Origin of the sequence: Flavobacterium rarum (SeqCode), from assembly GCF_965234445.1 — a bacterium.
Classification (GTDB): Bacteria; Bacteroidota; Bacteroidia; order Flavobacteriales; family Flavobacteriaceae; genus Flavobacterium; species Flavobacterium rarum.
Genome location: NZ_OZ248480.1, coordinates 133,051 through 148,196, shown reverse-complemented (window position 1 = coordinate 148,196; position 15,146 = coordinate 133,051). Strand labels below are relative to the sequence as shown.

Genomic DNA, 15,146 nt, shown 5'->3' with positions numbered 1-15,146 from the left:
AGATCACCTTTTTTAATGTTTTTTTTTGAAAACCTAACTCGGTATTTTTTCAATCAAAATAGCATCACCAGTTTGATCCAAATACGTACAGGTCATTTCAACAATATTCACGCTCCATTTTGCAATTCCACTTTGTCCGGCATGATTGCAGAAAGTAAGGTAATCGGTTTGACCGCCTTGGTGCATTACCAGAAATTCAATGAAGCGTTCTTTGTTGGCAAATGGAGCAATAGTGATATTGGGGTACGTTTCCGTTGCTACCGCTCGAAAGTTATCGGCACCAAAATATTCTACATGACCGTCGTTGACAAAAGTGTCATAGCCAAGTACGCCTAATGCAATTAATTCTTGAATGTAAGCAGGGAAGTCGGCGCCAGATTGAACTTTGGCATGCGCTTCTTTTATTTGAGCAATGGTAAACATAATGCGATTGAATTTGGATTAATTATAACGAGATGAAATCGGCTGTTTTTGGAAAAGCACTTAAGGCATCTATTACAACCTGAGGAGTAGGAGAGGCCAGTTTTCGGATTTTTACATCCATCCAGGCTCCATCTACTGTGATCACGGCACACAAAACATCTTCTTTGTAAAACTCATGAACAATGGTCCATCGGGAAGCATCTGGTTTCATTTTTGCAATTTTGGTTTGCATTGTAATTTCGTCAGAGAGGTTGATTTCTTTTCTGAAGACACATTCTTCTCTAAATAATATAGGACCAATGAATTCCTTTTGCATCACTCTCAAGGTCAATCCTAATTGTGCCAGAATCTCGACGCGATGTTGCGCTCCAAAATCATAATAGGCACTGTGACGCAAGTGAAAATTGGGGTCTAAATCAGACCAACGAAAGGACAGTTGTTTGCTAAATGTAGCCATAGGATTTTAATTTATATTCGGTTTTTACAAGCAAAGATAGAGAGGATTTTTGCATTGACAAAGCGGTATTGCATATGTAGTTGGTTTTGGGCGTGCCCTCGTTGCACAACATTTGGGTTTGCAACAACAATTCAGGAGCAACGAGGTCAGGCTGTACGCTATATTCCCGATTAACAAAAACTACGGCAGAAAAAGCCTTGTTTTTCTAAATCGGGAGATGCCGCTTCCATCCTTCACGCACAATGTCACTATGTTAACCGAGATACTGCAATAGGAAAAATTTCAAGAAGATGCGCAAAGGATTCGCAAAGATGCACAAAGGAAAATCGAATTCTTTGAATGGAGCTTAAAAAACTTTGTGATTCTTCGCGAATTCTTCGTGTGACTCTGCGTAATAATGTCTAATGCTGAATCTGGGATTAAGGATTTCTAACTATTTTTTTTCAAAATGGAACTCTCGCAAAGACGCGAAGACCCAAAGAAATCGGATCTAAACTTTGCGCCTTTGCGTCTTGGCGAGAAAAAAAGCTTAACCTAATGACATTGACCTCACGCATTTGACAGCATAGAAAAATAGTTGTAGAATTCGAAGACCTATTTGAATTACAGAATGTTGGGTGCTGCAAAAATAAATTGTGGATATCTATTTTCTAAATTGTGATTTTTATTTGCTGTAAAATCTATCTTTGGCTTCCTTAAAAAAAAAGACAGATGAGCACAATTTGGTACGAATGCAAAGTAAAATATAGAAAAACAGATGAAACTGGTGGGCAAAAAGTTACGACAGAGCCGTATTTGGTAGATGCTTTGTCTTATACAGAAGCAGAAAGTAGAATCAATGAAGAGATGTCGGCTTACATTAGCGAAGAATTTAAAATTACGAATATAAAAGTGGCTAATTACGCTGAGATTCACCCTTTTGAAAATGCCGATCGTTGGTTTAAATCTAAGGTTTCGTTGATGGCGTATGACGAAGAAAGTGGCAAAGAACGAAGATCGAATATGTATTTGTTGGTGCAAGCCAATGATGTGAAAGAAGCTTTTGATAACACTACCCATGTTATGAGTACTACAATGGGAGAGTATTCTATACCTGCTATTTCGGAATCTCCAATTATGGATGTTTTTCCTTATTTCAGTGGTGAAGAAGGAGAAACCGAAGCGCTAGAACGTTTTAATGCTAAGAAAGCTTCTAGACCTGTAGCTGTTGAAGTAGAAGATACTATCGAATTTGCTCCAGAATATGTAGCCGAAAACGTTTAGTTACTTGATGGAACATTATAAAATAAGAAAGAGGACTTTATTAGCCCTCTTTTTTTGTTAAATTTTGGAACAGTTTTGCAGATGAGTTTCAAAGCTGGACTAAAGTCTTCTCACTGTTTACTATTTATTTTTATCCAATAATCTGAATCGTTTTTTAGAACGGAACATGGATGTGATTTAATTTTTTGAGATTTATAGCACTTTCTAATTTTTACCCATTTCAATATTGGTCCAAACCAAAATTTCATCACTCACACCAGTAAGCAAAGCCGAATTTCCTACGTTATAATCGCTGCGAAGTAACTTTCCTTTTATTGTAAATCCAGCGGTATTTTTTTTGGTCATTGTAATTGCCCAACCGTTAAAGGTTGCATCAAAGGCTACTTCTTTTGTGATGCCATGCATTGTTAAAAAGCCTTTTAGTTTATATACTTTTCCTTTGATTTTGGTAAACGAAGTGCTTTTAAAATTCAGTGTTGAAAATTTATCCGCATCAAACCATTTGCTGGTTCGTAAATCATTGTCACGGAATTCTACTTCAGTATTAATCGATTTTATATCGGCTGTCATTTCTATTTGTGCATCCGAAAAATCTGCTTTCTCCGATTTCATATTGACTGAAAAAGATTGAAATCGGCCTTCAACGTGTGATATTCCAAAGTGTGTGGCACTGAAGTTAAGTTGAGAATGCAATTTATCTTGTGTCCACATCGTTTCATTCGTACTGAAGGAACACAGCAGACTTATTGCTAAACTAAATAAGATTGATTTTTTCATAATTTATTTTATTTAATAGACGGTACTTTAAAATTGGGATAATCGGTATACCCATTTTCGTCTGCCGAATAGAATAAATCCATTTTGAGGTTTTGCGATAATTCCTGATTGTGTTCTAATCTTTCTACGAGATCAGGATTATTAATAAAGGGACGTCCAAATCCAACAAGATCACACATACCGCTCTCAATATTGGCTTCAGCAGTTTCTTTGGTATAGCCACCACAACTGAAAAGGATGTTATTGAAATTTTTGCGAATCATTTTTTTTATTTCAATAGGCACTACTGGGGCTCCCATTGCAGAATGATCGACTAAATGGATATAAGCAATCTCCAATTTATTGAGTTCTTTTGTGAGATAATCATAAGTAGCATCTATTTCTGGATAATTGGCCATATCACCCGCTACACCATAAGGCGATAAACGAATACCTGTTTTTTCTTTTCCAATAGCGATTGCAACTGCTTTTGTCACTTCAAGAACAAATCGACAGCGATTTTCAATACTGCCTCCATAATGGTCAGTTCGCACATTGCTCACGGGTGACAAAAATTCTTCCAGCAAATAACCGTTTGCGCTGTGTAGTTCAACACCATCAAAATGGGCTGCAATTGCATTTTTTGCAGCAGTTACATATTCGGCTTGGGTCAAAACTATATCTTCGGCAGTCATTGCTTTGGGAGTAGGGTAGTCCTGCATTTCTTTGGCATCTGTCCACATTTGACCGGCTGGTTTTATAGCAGAAGGGGCTATTATTTGCGTTCCCTCAGCCATATTCAGTTTGTGGCTTATTCTTCCCGAGTGCATCAATTGAATTATTATTTTTCCACCGCTATTGTGTACTGCGGTTGTTGTTGTTTTCCACCCGAGTATTTGTTCCTCGCTAAAAATACCTGGCATACGTGCGTAACCCAAACCATTTGGGGAAGGAGAAGTACCTTCGGTGATTATTAAACCAGCCGAAGCGCGTTGCTGATAATAGGTTGCCATGAGTTCATTCGGAATAGCATCAATAGCTCTGCAACGCGTCATTGGTGCCATAACGATGCGATTATTCAATTCTATTGCACCTACTTTAATCGGACTAAATAATTTGTATTTTTTCATTTGTATTTTATTAGAATTTTAAACTTAGTTTTTAATGAAACGCTTTTATAAACAATTATAGTACATTAGATTAACCCGTTGTGTGAAATTGAAATAAAATAAAAATTTAACCACATAGAATCATAGATTAATGCTAAATAGACTAAGAATAAATAGAAATATCACTATTTCTCACATAGAATAGCTATGTGAATAGTAAAACGTCTATTTCTTTCTTTTAAAAACTATAAATTCTATGTTTCTATGTGGTAAAAAATAATTTCACCCAATGGGTTGGATTAACCTTTTTTTAGTTAAATTGATCTGCATTTAAAGCTACAATCACTTCATTTCTTCTGTCGAACAGTTGATAAGGAGGATTGTAACCCAAGTAGCGAAAATCACCATAGTAGGACAATCCTTTAGTCTTTAGGGATTCTTCTAATAAAATCCGATGTTCATTAATACTTTCATTAGAAGCAAAACCTGCAAACTGTATGACAGCAACATATTCAGGTTCTGAAGTTACAATGGATATACTCGAATCATTTGGTGTTGGTAAATTAGTTTCGTTGTATGTCGATGGAAGTACAAATGCCATTGTAGACTTGGCATCACCAATATCCATGTGCACGGGCGATGTCATAGCAATTTGTTTCTTTTCGCTATTTCCTCCAAAAATATATTTTGCCAATTTTCCAAATCCTGATTGTCCCAAATCGCGATATGATTTTGCAGTAGAAGAAATCATTGCCATCGTTGCAGCGGGATAGTATCGAATTTCAAAATTTTCCTCTACCCGAATAACTTTGTATGCTTGAGTTTCTGTTTTATTGCTAGACATGGTAGTGTAGATTTGAAATAGAATGAATATTACGATAAGTAGTAGCAATATAGTGATAAATGCTTTCATTGGTATTGCTTTTTAATCAAAATGGATCACTCAATTCACTTATTCGGATCAATTTTTTGTTTACAAATTCGTCCAATCCAAATTCAGCCATTTCTCTTCCGTAACCTGAGTTTTTTGTGCCACCAAAAGGCAAATCGGCTTGTGTCCAAGTCGGGTGATTGATGAAAACCATACCGGTATCAATTTGATTGGCTATTCTTTTACCTCTTTCAATATCCTTTGTAAACACGGAACCACCTAAACCGAATGGAGAATTATTGGCTAATGCAATGGCTTCCGCTTCATCTTTTACTTGGAAGAAAAGTGCGACTGGACCAAAAAATTCTTCGTAAAAAACAGGATTCTCAGGCAATATATCGGTTAAGATAGTGGCTTCCATGTAAGCTCCTTCTCTGTCCACTCTTTTGCCTCCCAACACTATTTTTGCTCCTCCATTTACAGCTCTTTGCACCTGGTCGGCTATATTTACTGCAGCTGCTTCTGAACAAAGTGGGCCTAAGTTTGTAGTATCATCCATAGGGTCACCAACTACCAGTTCAGCCATTTTTTCTTTAAATTTTTTAAGAAATGAATCGGCAATACTTTCTACGGCTATAAATCGTTTTGAGGCGACACAACACTGACCGTTGTTGTTAATTCGTCCAACCACTGCCCATTCTACGGCTTTGTCTATATCCGCATCTTCCAGAATAATAAAAGCATCACTACCTCCTAATTCGAGAACTGATTTTTTGATATGTTTCCCCGCTTCTGCAGCTACACTGGCGCCTGCGGTTTCACTTCCTGTAAGTGATACCCCTCTAATTCTTTTGTCGGCTACTAATTCAGTAGCCCTTTTACCAGATACTAATAGATTGGTATAAAGACCTATTTGTGCTCCTGCTTCTAAAAATATTTCTTCAATGGCAATAGCACATTGTGGTACATTGGAAGCATGTTTGATTAATACGGTATTTCCAATCATAATATTTGGTGCCGCAAAACGAGCCACCTGATAAAACGGAAAATTCCAAGGTTGTACACCCAGAAGCACACCATCAGGACTATATCTTATGAGTGCTTTTCCATGTACTGGATTTAGTATTTTATCTGCTAAAAAAGATTCAGCATTTTTAGCGTAATAGTCAAATATTTCTGCACTCAATTTTATTTCTCCTTCGGCATGAGAAAGGAGTTTACCCATTTCTAATGTTATCAATTTGGCTAGCTCATTCTTTTTTGCTCGCAACAAGCCCGCCACTGTGTATAATAGCTGAGCTCTTGTTTGATAATCTGTTTGCTTCCATTCTTCAAATGCAATTGCAGCGTTTGCTACTGCTTTATCTACAGCAGCCACAGTCATTTCATCAAATGATTTGACAACTTTATTGGTTGTTGGATTGATTGTTTGAATTGCCATGATTTTATTTTTTATCGGTTATTGTTTTTAAAAGTAATTCGGCAACTGCTCCCGAAGATGCGGGATTTTGTCCAGTAATTAATAACCCATCTTGTTTTACATATGAAGCCCAATCACCCCCTTTTGAATATAAAGCACCGTGTTTTTTAAGTTCATCTTCTAATAAAAACGGAACCACTTTTGTTAGTTTGACTGCTTCTTCTTCGGTGTTTGAAAAACCAGTTAGTTCTTTTCCTTTGACAAGGGATTCTCCATCTTTTGTTTTCACATTTACTAAAGCTGCAGGGGCATGACACACAAATGCAATTGGTTTTTGATGATTGTAAAAGGCTTCAATTAATTGGATGGAGTCTTTATCTGTTGCCAAATCCCATAACGGTCCATGTCCGCCCGGATAAAAAACGGCGTCAAAATTCTCTTGTTTTATAGTACTCAGTTTGAAGGAATACGCCACTTTGTCGATAAGGACATTGTCCTTATAAAATCTTTCTGTTGAGGGAGTTTGCGCATCGGCTAATTCACTTTTTGGATCAACTGGTGGCTGACCTCCTTTTGGAGAAGCGATGGTGATATCGGCTCCTGCATTGGCCAATACATAATAAGGTGTTGTGAATTCTTCTATCCAAAAACCAGTTTTTTCACCAGAATTTCCCATTTCACTATGAGAAGTCAATACAATTAGTATTTTCATTTTTTTTTATTTTTTATAATAATTATTAAATTTTCACAATCATTTTCCCTTCATTTTTTCCATCAAATAGATCAATGAATGCTTGAGGAATATTATCAAAACCTTCAACAATAGTTTCGCTAAAGGTGATTTTATTCTCTTTTAACCAAAGTGTTAATTGTTTGGTAGCTGTTGGAAATTTTTCAAAAAAATCACTTACTATAAATCCACGCATTGTGGCACTTTTGGTTAAAATAATAGGTTGTAATCGAGGGCCAAGATCTATCGTAGTTGTATTGTAAAGGGATATGGCTCCGCAAACAGGTAATCGTGCATATTTATTTATGTTTGCTAATACAGCATCGGAAATTTCACCACCCACATTGTCAAAATAGATATCAATACCATTTGGACTTGCATTTTTAACTGCTTCTTTTAAATCCGGTGTTGTTTTGTAATTAATGGCATGATCAAAGCCAAACTTTGAAGTTATTAGTGCTGCTTTTTCATCAGAGCCAGTAATTCCAACAACTTTGCAACCAAGTAATTTACCGATTTGACCCACTATTGTTCCAACAGCACCAGCAGCTCCAGAAACAAAAAGGGTTTCCTCTTTCTTTGGTAATCCAATTTCTGTAAGTCCTAAGTAAGCGGTAAGTCCTGTCATTCCTAAAACTCCCAAATAAGCCGACAGTTTAAATTCGTTTTCATCCACTTTATAAAGTCCTTGTCCGGTAGCAACTTGGTATTCTTTCCATTCTAAATTGCCTGTTAGAAAATCACCTGTTTTAAATTTTGCATGTTTACTCTCTACAACTTCTGCTATAATACCAGATTGTATGGGTTTATTTAATTCAAATGGAGGTACATATGATTTGCTGTCATTCATTCTGCCTCGCAAATAAGGATCAACCGACACATAGGTTGTTTTTAGTAAAATTTCACCATCTTTTGCAGTTGGAATCTCTTCATTAACGATTTTAAAATCCTCTAGTGTTGGTTTTCCAAAAGGACGCTTATTTAATAGAATTACTTTATTCATGATTATGATTTTTTTTAAAATATTCGATTTTTGTTTGTTTTTAAGGTTCTAAATTCAATCGTGTGGGTTTTAAAAATTAAAAATTTAATTTTTCTTTAAACCATTAAGTCCTAGACAACTTATTTTTTCTTAATCTCTTAATGGTAAAAATTTTTCTTTATTTTTTTCTTATCAACACAATTCATGGTAGAACCATTTTTAATTACGCCATTACACCACCATCCAAAATGAGTTGTGTTCCATTGCAATAACTTGAATCGCTTGAGGCCAAATAAATAAATGCCTTAGCCACTTCTTCGGGTGTGCAAAGACGTTTTGCTGGAGTTCCTTCAATCCAGGCTTTATGTACTTCTTCGGGAGCAGCACTCAAAAGAGGTGTTTCGACATAATAAGGACAAATTGCATTGGCCCTGATATTTTGAGCACCATATTGAACCGCAATATTTTTTGTAATTCCTATTACGCCATGTTTAGCAACAGTGTAGGGCACTAAACCATGTTCCGCTTTCAGGCCACCGAGTGATGACATATTTACAATAACACCACCACCTTGTTTTAAAAACTGTTGCAATTCATATTTCACACAATAAAACTGTCCAGTAAGATTTACAGCAATTAAGCGGTCCCAAACGGATTCTGGCAAATCATGAATTCCAGAATAAACACCACCAATACCGGCATTATTAAAAGCAATATCCAACCCTCCGAATTTTTCAACTGTTGTTGTTATTGCTTGTTTTACACTATTTGCATCCGATACATCAATTGGAACAAAAAGGCATTCAGCACCTAAAGCCTTTATTTCTTTTATTGTTTGATCGTGATTGTTTTTTTCTAAATCTGCCACTACAATTGTTGCTCCTTCTCTCGCTGCTTCAAGAGCTGAAGCTTTTCCGATACCCGAATTACCACCAGTGATAAATACAATTTTGTTTTCTAATCGTTTCATTAGTCCAATTTTTTAGCTTTCAAAGCATTGTTTTATGCTTTTTTTAATTGTTGTTTTGTGATTTTAATTTTTGAAATATCAAATCCTTTTTCTTTAATTCTAGAAATGATTTGTTGATAGATGGCATCGTCCATAGTTGGTGTTCTTGAAAGAATCCACAAGTATTTTCTGTTTGGATGACCTATGACGGCATAACTGTAATCGTCTGCCAAATCAATGATCCAATATTTGGCTTTGAATGGCCAAAAGAATTGTACTTTTAGTTTTGCGTTTCCACTATTTTCTTCAACAAATGCTTTGCCTTTAATGTTTGATTGTTTTCCGTTAATGCTGTTTTTGTTGCAGTTGTTTTCAACAATTACAAAACCTTTATCAGTTAAAGTATATTCAGCTGTTGAGCAATAACAGCCTTTTTGGAACCATTGTGGAAATGCTGCAATTTCATACCATTTTCCTGTATATTTTTTCAAATCGACATAAGGTACTGTTTGAAGGGATTGTGACATAGCGATTGTTGTAGACAAGAAAAATATAAAAATCAAAAAGGAAGATAATTTTTTATTAGCGAGAGAAAGCATTGGCATTTTGCTCTCTTTGCTTAGGTCAGATTTAGTAAGGAGTAGCATAATTGTAAATAATTATCAGTTCATTTTCTAAAGTATACCATCCATTTTGAGCCTTTACGGTAGCTTTGTTTTCGGGGAGTAACCAGCTGGATTTTAAACTAACCATGACTTTGTTTGTGACTTCAGTACAAACAATTGTCATTTGACTTAGAAATGTAACTTCAATTTTTTTGACTAAGGATTTGATTTCAAAGTTTTTTATTGTTGCATTCCATAGCTTTTCTCTTTTGATAGTGTTTTGAATATTAGCCACTAACTTTTGATTATTTTCCATTGCGTATTTTTTCATACTGTGAATGAGTTTTGACAATAGGTTAAAGGTTATTCTTTTTGACTAATAATACCTTATATAATTGTTGTAAAGAGTTATATCATTTACACTTTTTTAAAGTTATAAAAAAAAAGTGTATATTATTTAATATTAATGAGTTGCGAATGTGTGTTTCGTTCTATAACATTGAGTCAAGAGCATTATAAAGATGGTTTTCTAAAGTCAAAAAATGAGATTATGGGAGCTTGAAAAGGATTTGTCTTTTTTTTAATTGTATAAAAAAACTGCAACTCCGAAAAAATATCGGAATTGCAGTTTGTGTGATGTTTGAAAACAAATGTTTTATGAAAATGGATGTCCTAGCCCTGATAGAAGCGGTATCCTTTTCTTGTCCCGTTTTTTCTAACGGGACAAGAAAAGATACAAGCGGATAGCAGGAAATAGCTCCTCATAAGACTACTCTTTGCCTCCGTAGTATTTTTTTCTGAACCAAAAGGCGACATTGACCAAGGCGATTAGAGCGGGAACTTCGACCAAGGGGCCAATGACGCCCGCAAAAGCTTGTCCGCTATTGATACCGAAAACACCAATAGCAACGGCAATGGCCAACTCAAAATTGTTTCCTGTAGCGGTGAAGGCAATGGCGGTTGACTTGGAATAATCGGCACCAAAATACTTGCCTATGAAGAAACTCATGACAAACATAATGACGAAATAAATCACTAACGGTATGGCGATGCGAACGACATCCATTGGAATTTGAACGATTAACTCTCCTTTAAGACTGAACATTAACACTATGGTGAATAATAAGGAAATTAAGGTGATTGGGGAGATAAATGGGACGTATTTGGTCTCGAACCATTCGGTTCCTTTGATGGCAATCAAGGCATAACGGCTGATGATTCCTAAAGCAAAAGGGATGCCTAAATAAATACCCACACTTTCTGCAATTTGCCCAATACTGATGTTGACTTCAAAACCGTCATAGCCAAAATAAGGTGGGAGGATGGTGATGAAAACGTAAGCATAAACGCTAAACATTAAAACTTGGAAGATACTATTTAAGGCAATTAACCCTGCGGCATATTCTCGGTCTCCATCGGCTAGGTCGTTCCAAACAACTACCATGGCAATGCAACGCGCGAGGCCTATGAGGATAACGCCGATCATGTATTCGGGATAACCGTTTAAGAAAAGTAAAGCGAGGACAAACATTAAAATAGGGCCGATAATCCAGTTTAGAAAGAGAGAAGCACCCAGAACTTTGGTGTTTTTGAAAACTTCGCCCATTTGTTCGTATTTGACTTTGGCCAGTGGCGGGTACATCATCAAAATTAATCCTATTGCCAAGGGAATATTGGTGGTGCCACTCGAAAAGGAGTTGATGAACCCACTGCTCGATGGGATGAAATAGCCTATGGCAACTCCAATGGCCATAGCAAGGAATATCCAAAGGGTTAGGTTTCGGTCTAGGAATCCTAGTTTTTTTCGCTCTAAAGCGGGAGCACAGTTATTTGCTGACATAGTTTGATAAATGTATTTTATTCGATTATTCAAGTGTTTTTTCTTTGACTCAGATTACACAAATTCACACAAATTGTTAGATTTATATCTGTGCCAATCTGTGAAATCGGTATCTATAAATTTTTAGGTATGATTGTGGAATTGAGGTGTTAATTCTTTATTAGGGAGAAAACATAAAACAGTTCGGTTGCAATTTGGATGCTTCTTTCCTGATATTTTTCGGCTTGTTGTGGGGTGTTGTCAAAGGCTTTTGGGTCTACGAAGGTGATGGGGATTCGTTTTTCGGCTCCTGCTATGAACGGACAACCATTATCGGCGGAAGAGCAAGTTAGAATCGCAGCAAACTCACTTTGTGGGTTGAAAACATCGTCGTAGGTTTTAGAAAAACAGATTAATGGATGGTCGTTTTCGTTGTACTTTACACTATACACTGGATTCGTTTCATCGGATAACGTTTTGATTTGAAACCCTGTATTGGTTAATGTTTGAGCAACCATTGGGAATAAAGCAGTAGCTTCTGTTCCTCCAGAATAGCTAAAAACATTTTTGATGTTGAAATAAGCCGCCGCAGTTTGCGCCCAAATTTGAGACAAATGGCTTCGGCGGGAATTGTGTGTACAGATGAAATTGAGTCGAATGTCTTGGTGTGCGGTTGCTTTGGATTGGATGAAATCAACAAGTGGTTGCAAAATGACTTTGCGTTCGGTAGAAATAGAGTCGAAATTAAACGTATCGATGGAATTGTTGATAGTTGAAAATAAATGGTTTGTAATTTGTGTCATTTTAGAATAAGTTATTTAGTTATTGTAATATGAATAATGCCTAAAGATTTAACAGGTTAAGAGGATTTTACACGGATTAAAAATCTTTTTTAAATCCGTGCTCATCCGTTCAATCTGTGTCATCTGTGTGCCATTTTTGAAGTTGTGGGTAATGTTAAGTTTATAAACACCTACAAGGTCTGGAAAAAGACTTTGCAGGAGGAATGAGGTCTAGGCTCCCTCTTCTTTGGAGAGGGTTGGGGTGAGGTTAACAACAGCCAGCACCTGGCGTACAACTGTTTGCTTGGTTGCCCACTTCCGATAGTTGTACCTTTTGTTTTTCTTGAGGAGGACAACATTGGTCTAATGCCAAACAAGCGGTTTGTTTATTCAACAGTAAAAAGGTTTCGCCATTGAATCCTAAATCGTATTTTCCGATAGTTGTATCTTGATATTCTACCTCGATTTCAAGATCTTCAAGTCCCAATATTTTTTCGGAAAGAGCTATGATGTTCAATAGTTTTTGAGCTTTCAAACGGTGGTCAAAATCATTAGCATCCCACAATTGAAAATTCACAACCGATTCTTTGCGAACGGTTCCGCCACAATCAATGAAGTTTTTGGTAATCATTCCTACTTCAGTTACGTGGAAATGTTCGGGAACAAATGTGCCGTTTGGCAACTGAAAAGTTACACCTGTAGCAGTGTTTAAGTGTTTTTTAATTTCTGATAGTTTCATGATGAAAAAGTTTAAAAGTTTAAGAGTTTAAAAGTTTAAGAGTTTAAGAGTTTAAGAGTTTAAGAGTTTAAGAGTTTAAAAGTTTAAAAGTTTAATTGGTTTAAGTGTTTAGTCTTTGTACTTAATACTCAATTCTTGATACTTAAATTAACAACAATTATTTTTCTTTTTTTCGATATACGAACTGACCAATTGAAAGAAGCCTTTGATTTTATTGAAACCTATTTCGTTGATGCAATAACAAGCAGTGTTTCCTTCTACATTCCCTTTTATGAGTCCGGCATTTTTTAATTCTTTTAGGTGTTGCGATACGGTAGGTTGTGCAAGAGGTAATTCATTAACAATATCTCCGCAAATGCAACTGTCCATTTTTAATAGGTATTCAATAATAGCAATACGAGCGGGATGTCCTATTGCTTTTGCTAAAATTGCCAATTCGTTTTGCTCGTCTGTAAAGTGTTCTGTTTTTGTAACTCCCATTGTATTATTTTTATATTGCAATATTACGATATACTTTTGAAATACAAAAGAGAAATAGATAAAATTTTGATTTTGAAAGAATCTTGTTCTTTTGAATTCAAGTGTTTATTGTGTTTGGATATACCTGAACAATTTGGTGTATGTGGGTTGGATTTTACTTTTAATGCCTTACTTATTGAAGAGTTTTCCAAAAAGGGAATTACTGGTTCAGGATTTTCATTGCATTCTGACTTTCTAGCGTCTTATTAGTTAATCATAAACGTTATGCCGAAAGTGCCTCAAAGTATTAGCATTCGGTTACAGATATGTACGTAAAAGTGGTTGATGAATGTTTGTAATTGATTGGAAGATATGCTGAAATGTAAGATTACCCAATTGCATGTATGCGGACAATCAAGTGACTCGAATTTATGCAGTTGCAAATGAAATTATGGATATGGTTAATTGTAAAATTGATTAAATATTTTTAGTAATTTTTTTAATTACGGCATGGTGACTATTGAATTCTTGCTTTATATTTCAGAAGATCTAATAATACAACCTGAAATCAAGCAACTTACATAAAGCATAGTTTTTTTGATGCAATTCTTCAACTATTTCAATGATATCATCTTTTTCTTGACATATTTTAAAAAAATCTTTATCGATAAGAATGCTACTTAAATTTTTTTTTCTTTCCCCATAACCTGAAACAGCAAGTGCTCCTGTAACATCAAGAAAATATTGTGCTTCTTCTTCGTTTAGGTCTAATATTTTTGTATTTGCGAAATGAACAATTTTTCCTTTCATTTTTCCTTCAAAAATTTCTGCCAATTCTTCAAAACTATAATAGTAATCATTGAGGCAAATATTATTTCCTTCTCCAGTCATAACTAAATAGATGATTTCATAATTTTTAAAATTATGATCATCATAGAGTAAGGCATTCAAACTGTCTTCCAATCCTTCAATAGTATCGCAGGTTTTATAAATGCTTGCAATTCTCTTATCAATGGCTAATTCTTCTAAGTTTTTGACCACTTCTGTAGTCGAGTTTGTTTCTATGTCTGGAACTGCTTCGAGACAGAAAATAAAGGTGTCATAATCCATGAGATGTAGTGCTAGAGTACAAAGATAAGATTGTTTTTAGGAAGACAAAATTGTGCTTCAGAGATTTTTAACATAAAAAAGCATCCGAATTTAGTATCATTCACAAAATTTATTATTGTAATTAAAAGGGTTGATTTTGTTGTTACAAATCCTCAAACTTAATACAAAAGATAGGCTTAAAACTTTTAATTGAATAAAAGGTAAAATTATAGTTTTTTGGTTTTAAAATTGTTTTTGTAGAAATTGATTTGACATAGAACACATAAATTTATTTTATGTATTTTATTATAAATATATATAAAAATTTATGAATTATAATTTTCAATTTTGCAGTGTTAAATTTAAATAGCGGAAAGACTGCTTATTTTAAACTAATAAAAAAGTATAATTATGATTGAAAGTAAAACAATAACCTTGATAGATGGTCATTTTACATCTGATGATGCATTCGAGTTATTAAGAAATTTGTATTCAAGTAAAATACAGTTTCATCAATTGAAAAATTTTAGTTCTATTGAGCGATTTGGAAAAGAAGACGAAATAGCCGTGAAAAGAATTCCGGAATTAAAAGAAAGTTTGGAAACGATTTTAGCCCTAATGAAGGAAATACCAAATGGTGAAAATAAGATTGAAATAAAATCAGAAGTAAAAATCAACTTTCTAAAATAAACT

At 35.0% G+C, this 15,146-nt stretch carries 19 protein-coding genes; 3 read left to right on the top strand and 16 right to left on the bottom strand.

Annotated features, from left to right (window positions below):
• Positions 1–33 precede the first annotated feature (33 nt).
• Together AC8GF4_RS04365 and AC8GF4_RS04360 are read right to left on the bottom strand one after the other, a co-directional pair.
• Complete coding sequence (locus AC8GF4_RS04365) at positions 34–423, bottom strand: DUF1398 domain-containing protein (protein WP_506592971.1); 390 nt, start codon at positions 421–423, stop codon at positions 34–36.
• A gap of 22 nt (positions 424–445) precedes the next feature.
• Positions 446–880 carry an acyl-CoA thioesterase gene (locus tag AC8GF4_RS04360; protein ID WP_506592970.1) on the bottom strand — a complete coding sequence of 145 codons (435 nt, stop codon included), beginning with the start codon at positions 878–880 and terminating at the stop codon, positions 446–448.
• 711 nt (positions 881–1,591) lie between these two features.
• On the opposite strand from AC8GF4_RS04360, the gene AC8GF4_RS04355 reads away from it, so the two are divergent.
• Positions 1,592–2,143 (top strand): DUF4494 domain-containing protein, encoded by a 552-nt coding sequence (locus tag AC8GF4_RS04355; RefSeq protein ID WP_506592968.1) that lies wholly within the window; start codon positions 1,592–1,594, stop codon positions 2,141–2,143.
• Between the two features lie 204 nt (positions 2,144–2,347).
• On the opposite strand, the gene AC8GF4_RS04350 is transcribed toward AC8GF4_RS04355, so the two are convergent.
• The 13 genes from AC8GF4_RS04350 to AC8GF4_RS04290 all read right to left on the bottom strand — a co-directional run bounded on the left by AC8GF4_RS04350 (position 2,348) and on the right by AC8GF4_RS04290 (position 13,385).
• Positions 2,348–2,920, bottom strand: a complete 573-nt coding sequence (locus AC8GF4_RS04350; protein ID WP_506592967.1) for a YceI family protein — start codon at positions 2,918–2,920, stop codon at positions 2,348–2,350.
• A gap of 8 nt (positions 2,921–2,928) precedes the next feature.
• Positions 2,929–4,029, bottom strand: a complete 1,101-nt coding sequence (locus tag AC8GF4_RS04345; RefSeq protein ID WP_506592966.1) for an alkene reductase — start codon at positions 4,027–4,029, stop codon at positions 2,929–2,931.
• Between the two features lie 289 nt (positions 4,030–4,318).
• Positions 4,319–4,921 (bottom strand): SOUL family heme-binding protein, encoded by a 603-nt coding sequence (locus tag AC8GF4_RS04340; RefSeq protein WP_506592964.1) that lies wholly within the window; start codon positions 4,919–4,921, stop codon positions 4,319–4,321.
• A gap of 16 nt (positions 4,922–4,937) precedes the next feature.
• Entirely contained in the window at positions 4,938–6,320 is a 1,383-nt protein-coding gene (locus tag AC8GF4_RS04335; RefSeq protein WP_506592963.1) for an NAD-dependent succinate-semialdehyde dehydrogenase, read from the bottom strand.
• Positions 6,321–6,324: 4 nt separating this feature from the next.
• Complete coding sequence (locus AC8GF4_RS04330; protein ID WP_506592962.1) at positions 6,325–7,011, bottom strand: type 1 glutamine amidotransferase domain-containing protein; 687 nt, start codon at positions 7,009–7,011, stop codon at positions 6,325–6,327.
• Positions 7,012–7,036: 25 nt separating this feature from the next.
• Positions 7,037–8,032, bottom strand: a complete 996-nt coding sequence (locus AC8GF4_RS04325) for an NADP-dependent oxidoreductase (RefSeq protein WP_506592961.1) — start codon at positions 8,030–8,032, stop codon at positions 7,037–7,039.
• A gap of 202 nt (positions 8,033–8,234) precedes the next feature.
• Positions 8,235–8,981 carry an SDR family NAD(P)-dependent oxidoreductase gene (locus AC8GF4_RS04320; RefSeq protein ID WP_506592960.1) on the bottom strand — a complete coding sequence of 249 codons (747 nt, stop codon included), beginning with the start codon at positions 8,979–8,981 and terminating at the stop codon, positions 8,235–8,237.
• Positions 8,982–9,013: 32 nt separating this feature from the next.
• Positions 9,014–9,487 carry a lipocalin family protein gene (locus AC8GF4_RS04315; RefSeq protein ID WP_506592959.1) on the bottom strand — a complete coding sequence of 158 codons (474 nt, stop codon included), beginning with the start codon at positions 9,485–9,487 and terminating at the stop codon, positions 9,014–9,016.
• 103 nt (positions 9,488–9,590) lie between these two features.
• Positions 9,591–9,896, bottom strand: a complete 306-nt coding sequence (locus tag AC8GF4_RS04310) for a hypothetical protein (protein WP_506592958.1) — start codon at positions 9,894–9,896, stop codon at positions 9,591–9,593.
• Positions 9,897–10,334: 438 nt separating this feature from the next.
• Positions 10,335–11,405 carry an ACR3 family arsenite efflux transporter gene (gene arsB / locus AC8GF4_RS04305; RefSeq protein WP_506592957.1) on the bottom strand — a complete coding sequence of 357 codons (1,071 nt, stop codon included), beginning with the start codon at positions 11,403–11,405 and terminating at the stop codon, positions 10,335–10,337.
• Positions 11,406–11,554: 149 nt separating this feature from the next.
• A complete protein-coding gene (locus tag AC8GF4_RS04300; RefSeq protein WP_506592956.1) occupies positions 11,555–12,187 on the bottom strand; it encodes an arsenate-mycothiol transferase ArsC in 633 nt (210 codons plus the stop codon).
• 247 nt (positions 12,188–12,434) lie between these two features.
• On the bottom strand, positions 12,435–12,905 hold the full coding sequence (locus tag AC8GF4_RS04295) for a DUF6428 family protein (protein WP_506592955.1): 471 nt from the start codon (positions 12,903–12,905) through the stop codon (positions 12,435–12,437).
• A 147-nt stretch (positions 12,906–13,052) separates the two neighbouring features.
• Entirely contained in the window at positions 13,053–13,385 is a 333-nt protein-coding gene (locus tag AC8GF4_RS04290) for an ArsR/SmtB family transcription factor (RefSeq protein ID WP_506592954.1), read from the bottom strand.
• Between the two features lie 72 nt (positions 13,386–13,457).
• Here AC8GF4_RS04290 and AC8GF4_RS04285 point away from each other — a divergent pair, with 72 nt between their 5' ends.
• The gene (locus tag AC8GF4_RS04285) at positions 13,458–13,634 is read left to right on the top strand and encodes an acyl-CoA dehydrogenase family protein (RefSeq protein WP_506592952.1); all 177 of its coding nucleotides are present in this window, start codon (positions 13,458–13,460) and stop codon (positions 13,632–13,634) included.
• Between the two features lie 279 nt (positions 13,635–13,913).
• On the opposite strand, the gene AC8GF4_RS04280 is transcribed toward AC8GF4_RS04285, so the two are convergent.
• Entirely contained in the window at positions 13,914–14,474 is a 561-nt protein-coding gene (locus tag AC8GF4_RS04280; RefSeq protein WP_506592950.1) for a DUF6642 family protein, read from the bottom strand.
• Positions 14,475–14,864: 390 nt separating this feature from the next.
• Between AC8GF4_RS04280 and AC8GF4_RS04275 the strand changes: the two genes are divergently transcribed.
• Positions 14,865–15,143, top strand: coding sequence for a hypothetical protein (locus AC8GF4_RS04275; protein WP_506592949.1), 279 nt, complete (start codon positions 14,865–14,867; stop codon positions 15,141–15,143).
• The last annotated feature ends 3 nt before the right edge of the window (positions 15,144–15,146 follow it).

Excerpts from the sequence above, each read along its gene's own strand:
- AC8GF4_RS04330 (WP_506592962.1), bottom strand. The coding sequence starts at position 7,011 with ATGAAAATACTAATTGTATTGACTTCTCATAGTGAAATGGGAAATTCT.
- AC8GF4_RS04360 (WP_506592970.1), bottom strand. The coding sequence starts at position 880 with ATGGCTACATTTAGCAAACAACTGTCCTTTCGTTGGTCTGATTTAGAC.
- AC8GF4_RS04340 (WP_506592964.1), bottom strand. The coding sequence starts at position 4,921 with ATGAAAGCATTTATCACTATATTGCTACTACTTATCGTAATATTCATT.
- AC8GF4_RS04345 (WP_506592966.1), bottom strand. The coding sequence starts at position 4,029 with ATGAAAAAATACAAATTATTTAGTCCGATTAAAGTAGGTGCAATAGAA.
- AC8GF4_RS04365 (WP_506592971.1), bottom strand. The coding sequence starts at position 423 with ATGTTTACCATTGCTCAAATAAAAGAAGCGCATGCCAAAGTTCAATCT.
- AC8GF4_RS04310 (WP_506592958.1), bottom strand. The coding sequence starts at position 9,896 with ATGAAAAAATACGCAATGGAAAATAATCAAAAGTTAGTGGCTAATATT.
- AC8GF4_RS04325 (WP_506592961.1), bottom strand. The coding sequence starts at position 8,032 with ATGAATAAAGTAATTCTATTAAATAAGCGTCCTTTTGGAAAACCAACA.
- AC8GF4_RS04280 (WP_506592950.1), bottom strand. The coding sequence starts at position 14,474 with ATGGATTATGACACCTTTATTTTCTGTCTCGAAGCAGTTCCAGACATA.
- AC8GF4_RS04315 (WP_506592959.1), bottom strand. The coding sequence starts at position 9,487 with ATGTCACAATCCCTTCAAACAGTACCTTATGTCGATTTGAAAAAATAT.
- AC8GF4_RS04275 (WP_506592949.1), top strand. The coding sequence starts at position 14,865 with ATGATTGAAAGTAAAACAATAACCTTGATAGATGGTCATTTTACATCT.
- AC8GF4_RS04335 (WP_506592963.1), bottom strand. The coding sequence starts at position 6,320 with ATGGCAATTCAAACAATCAATCCAACAACCAATAAAGTTGTCAAATCA.
- AC8GF4_RS04290 (WP_506592954.1), bottom strand. The coding sequence starts at position 13,385 with ATGGGAGTTACAAAAACAGAACACTTTACAGACGAGCAAAACGAATTG.
- arsB (WP_506592957.1), bottom strand. The coding sequence starts at position 11,405 with ATGTCAGCAAATAACTGTGCTCCCGCTTTAGAGCGAAAAAAACTAGGA.
- AC8GF4_RS04295 (WP_506592955.1), bottom strand. The coding sequence starts at position 12,905 with ATGAAACTATCAGAAATTAAAAAACACTTAAACACTGCTACAGGTGTA.
- AC8GF4_RS04300 (WP_506592956.1), bottom strand. The coding sequence starts at position 12,187 with ATGACACAAATTACAAACCATTTATTTTCAACTATCAACAATTCCATC.
- AC8GF4_RS04355 (WP_506592968.1), top strand. The coding sequence starts at position 1,592 with ATGAGCACAATTTGGTACGAATGCAAAGTAAAATATAGAAAAACAGAT.
- AC8GF4_RS04350 (WP_506592967.1), bottom strand. The coding sequence starts at position 2,920 with ATGAAAAAATCAATCTTATTTAGTTTAGCAATAAGTCTGCTGTGTTCC.
- AC8GF4_RS04320 (WP_506592960.1), bottom strand. The coding sequence starts at position 8,981 with ATGAAACGATTAGAAAACAAAATTGTATTTATCACTGGTGGTAATTCG.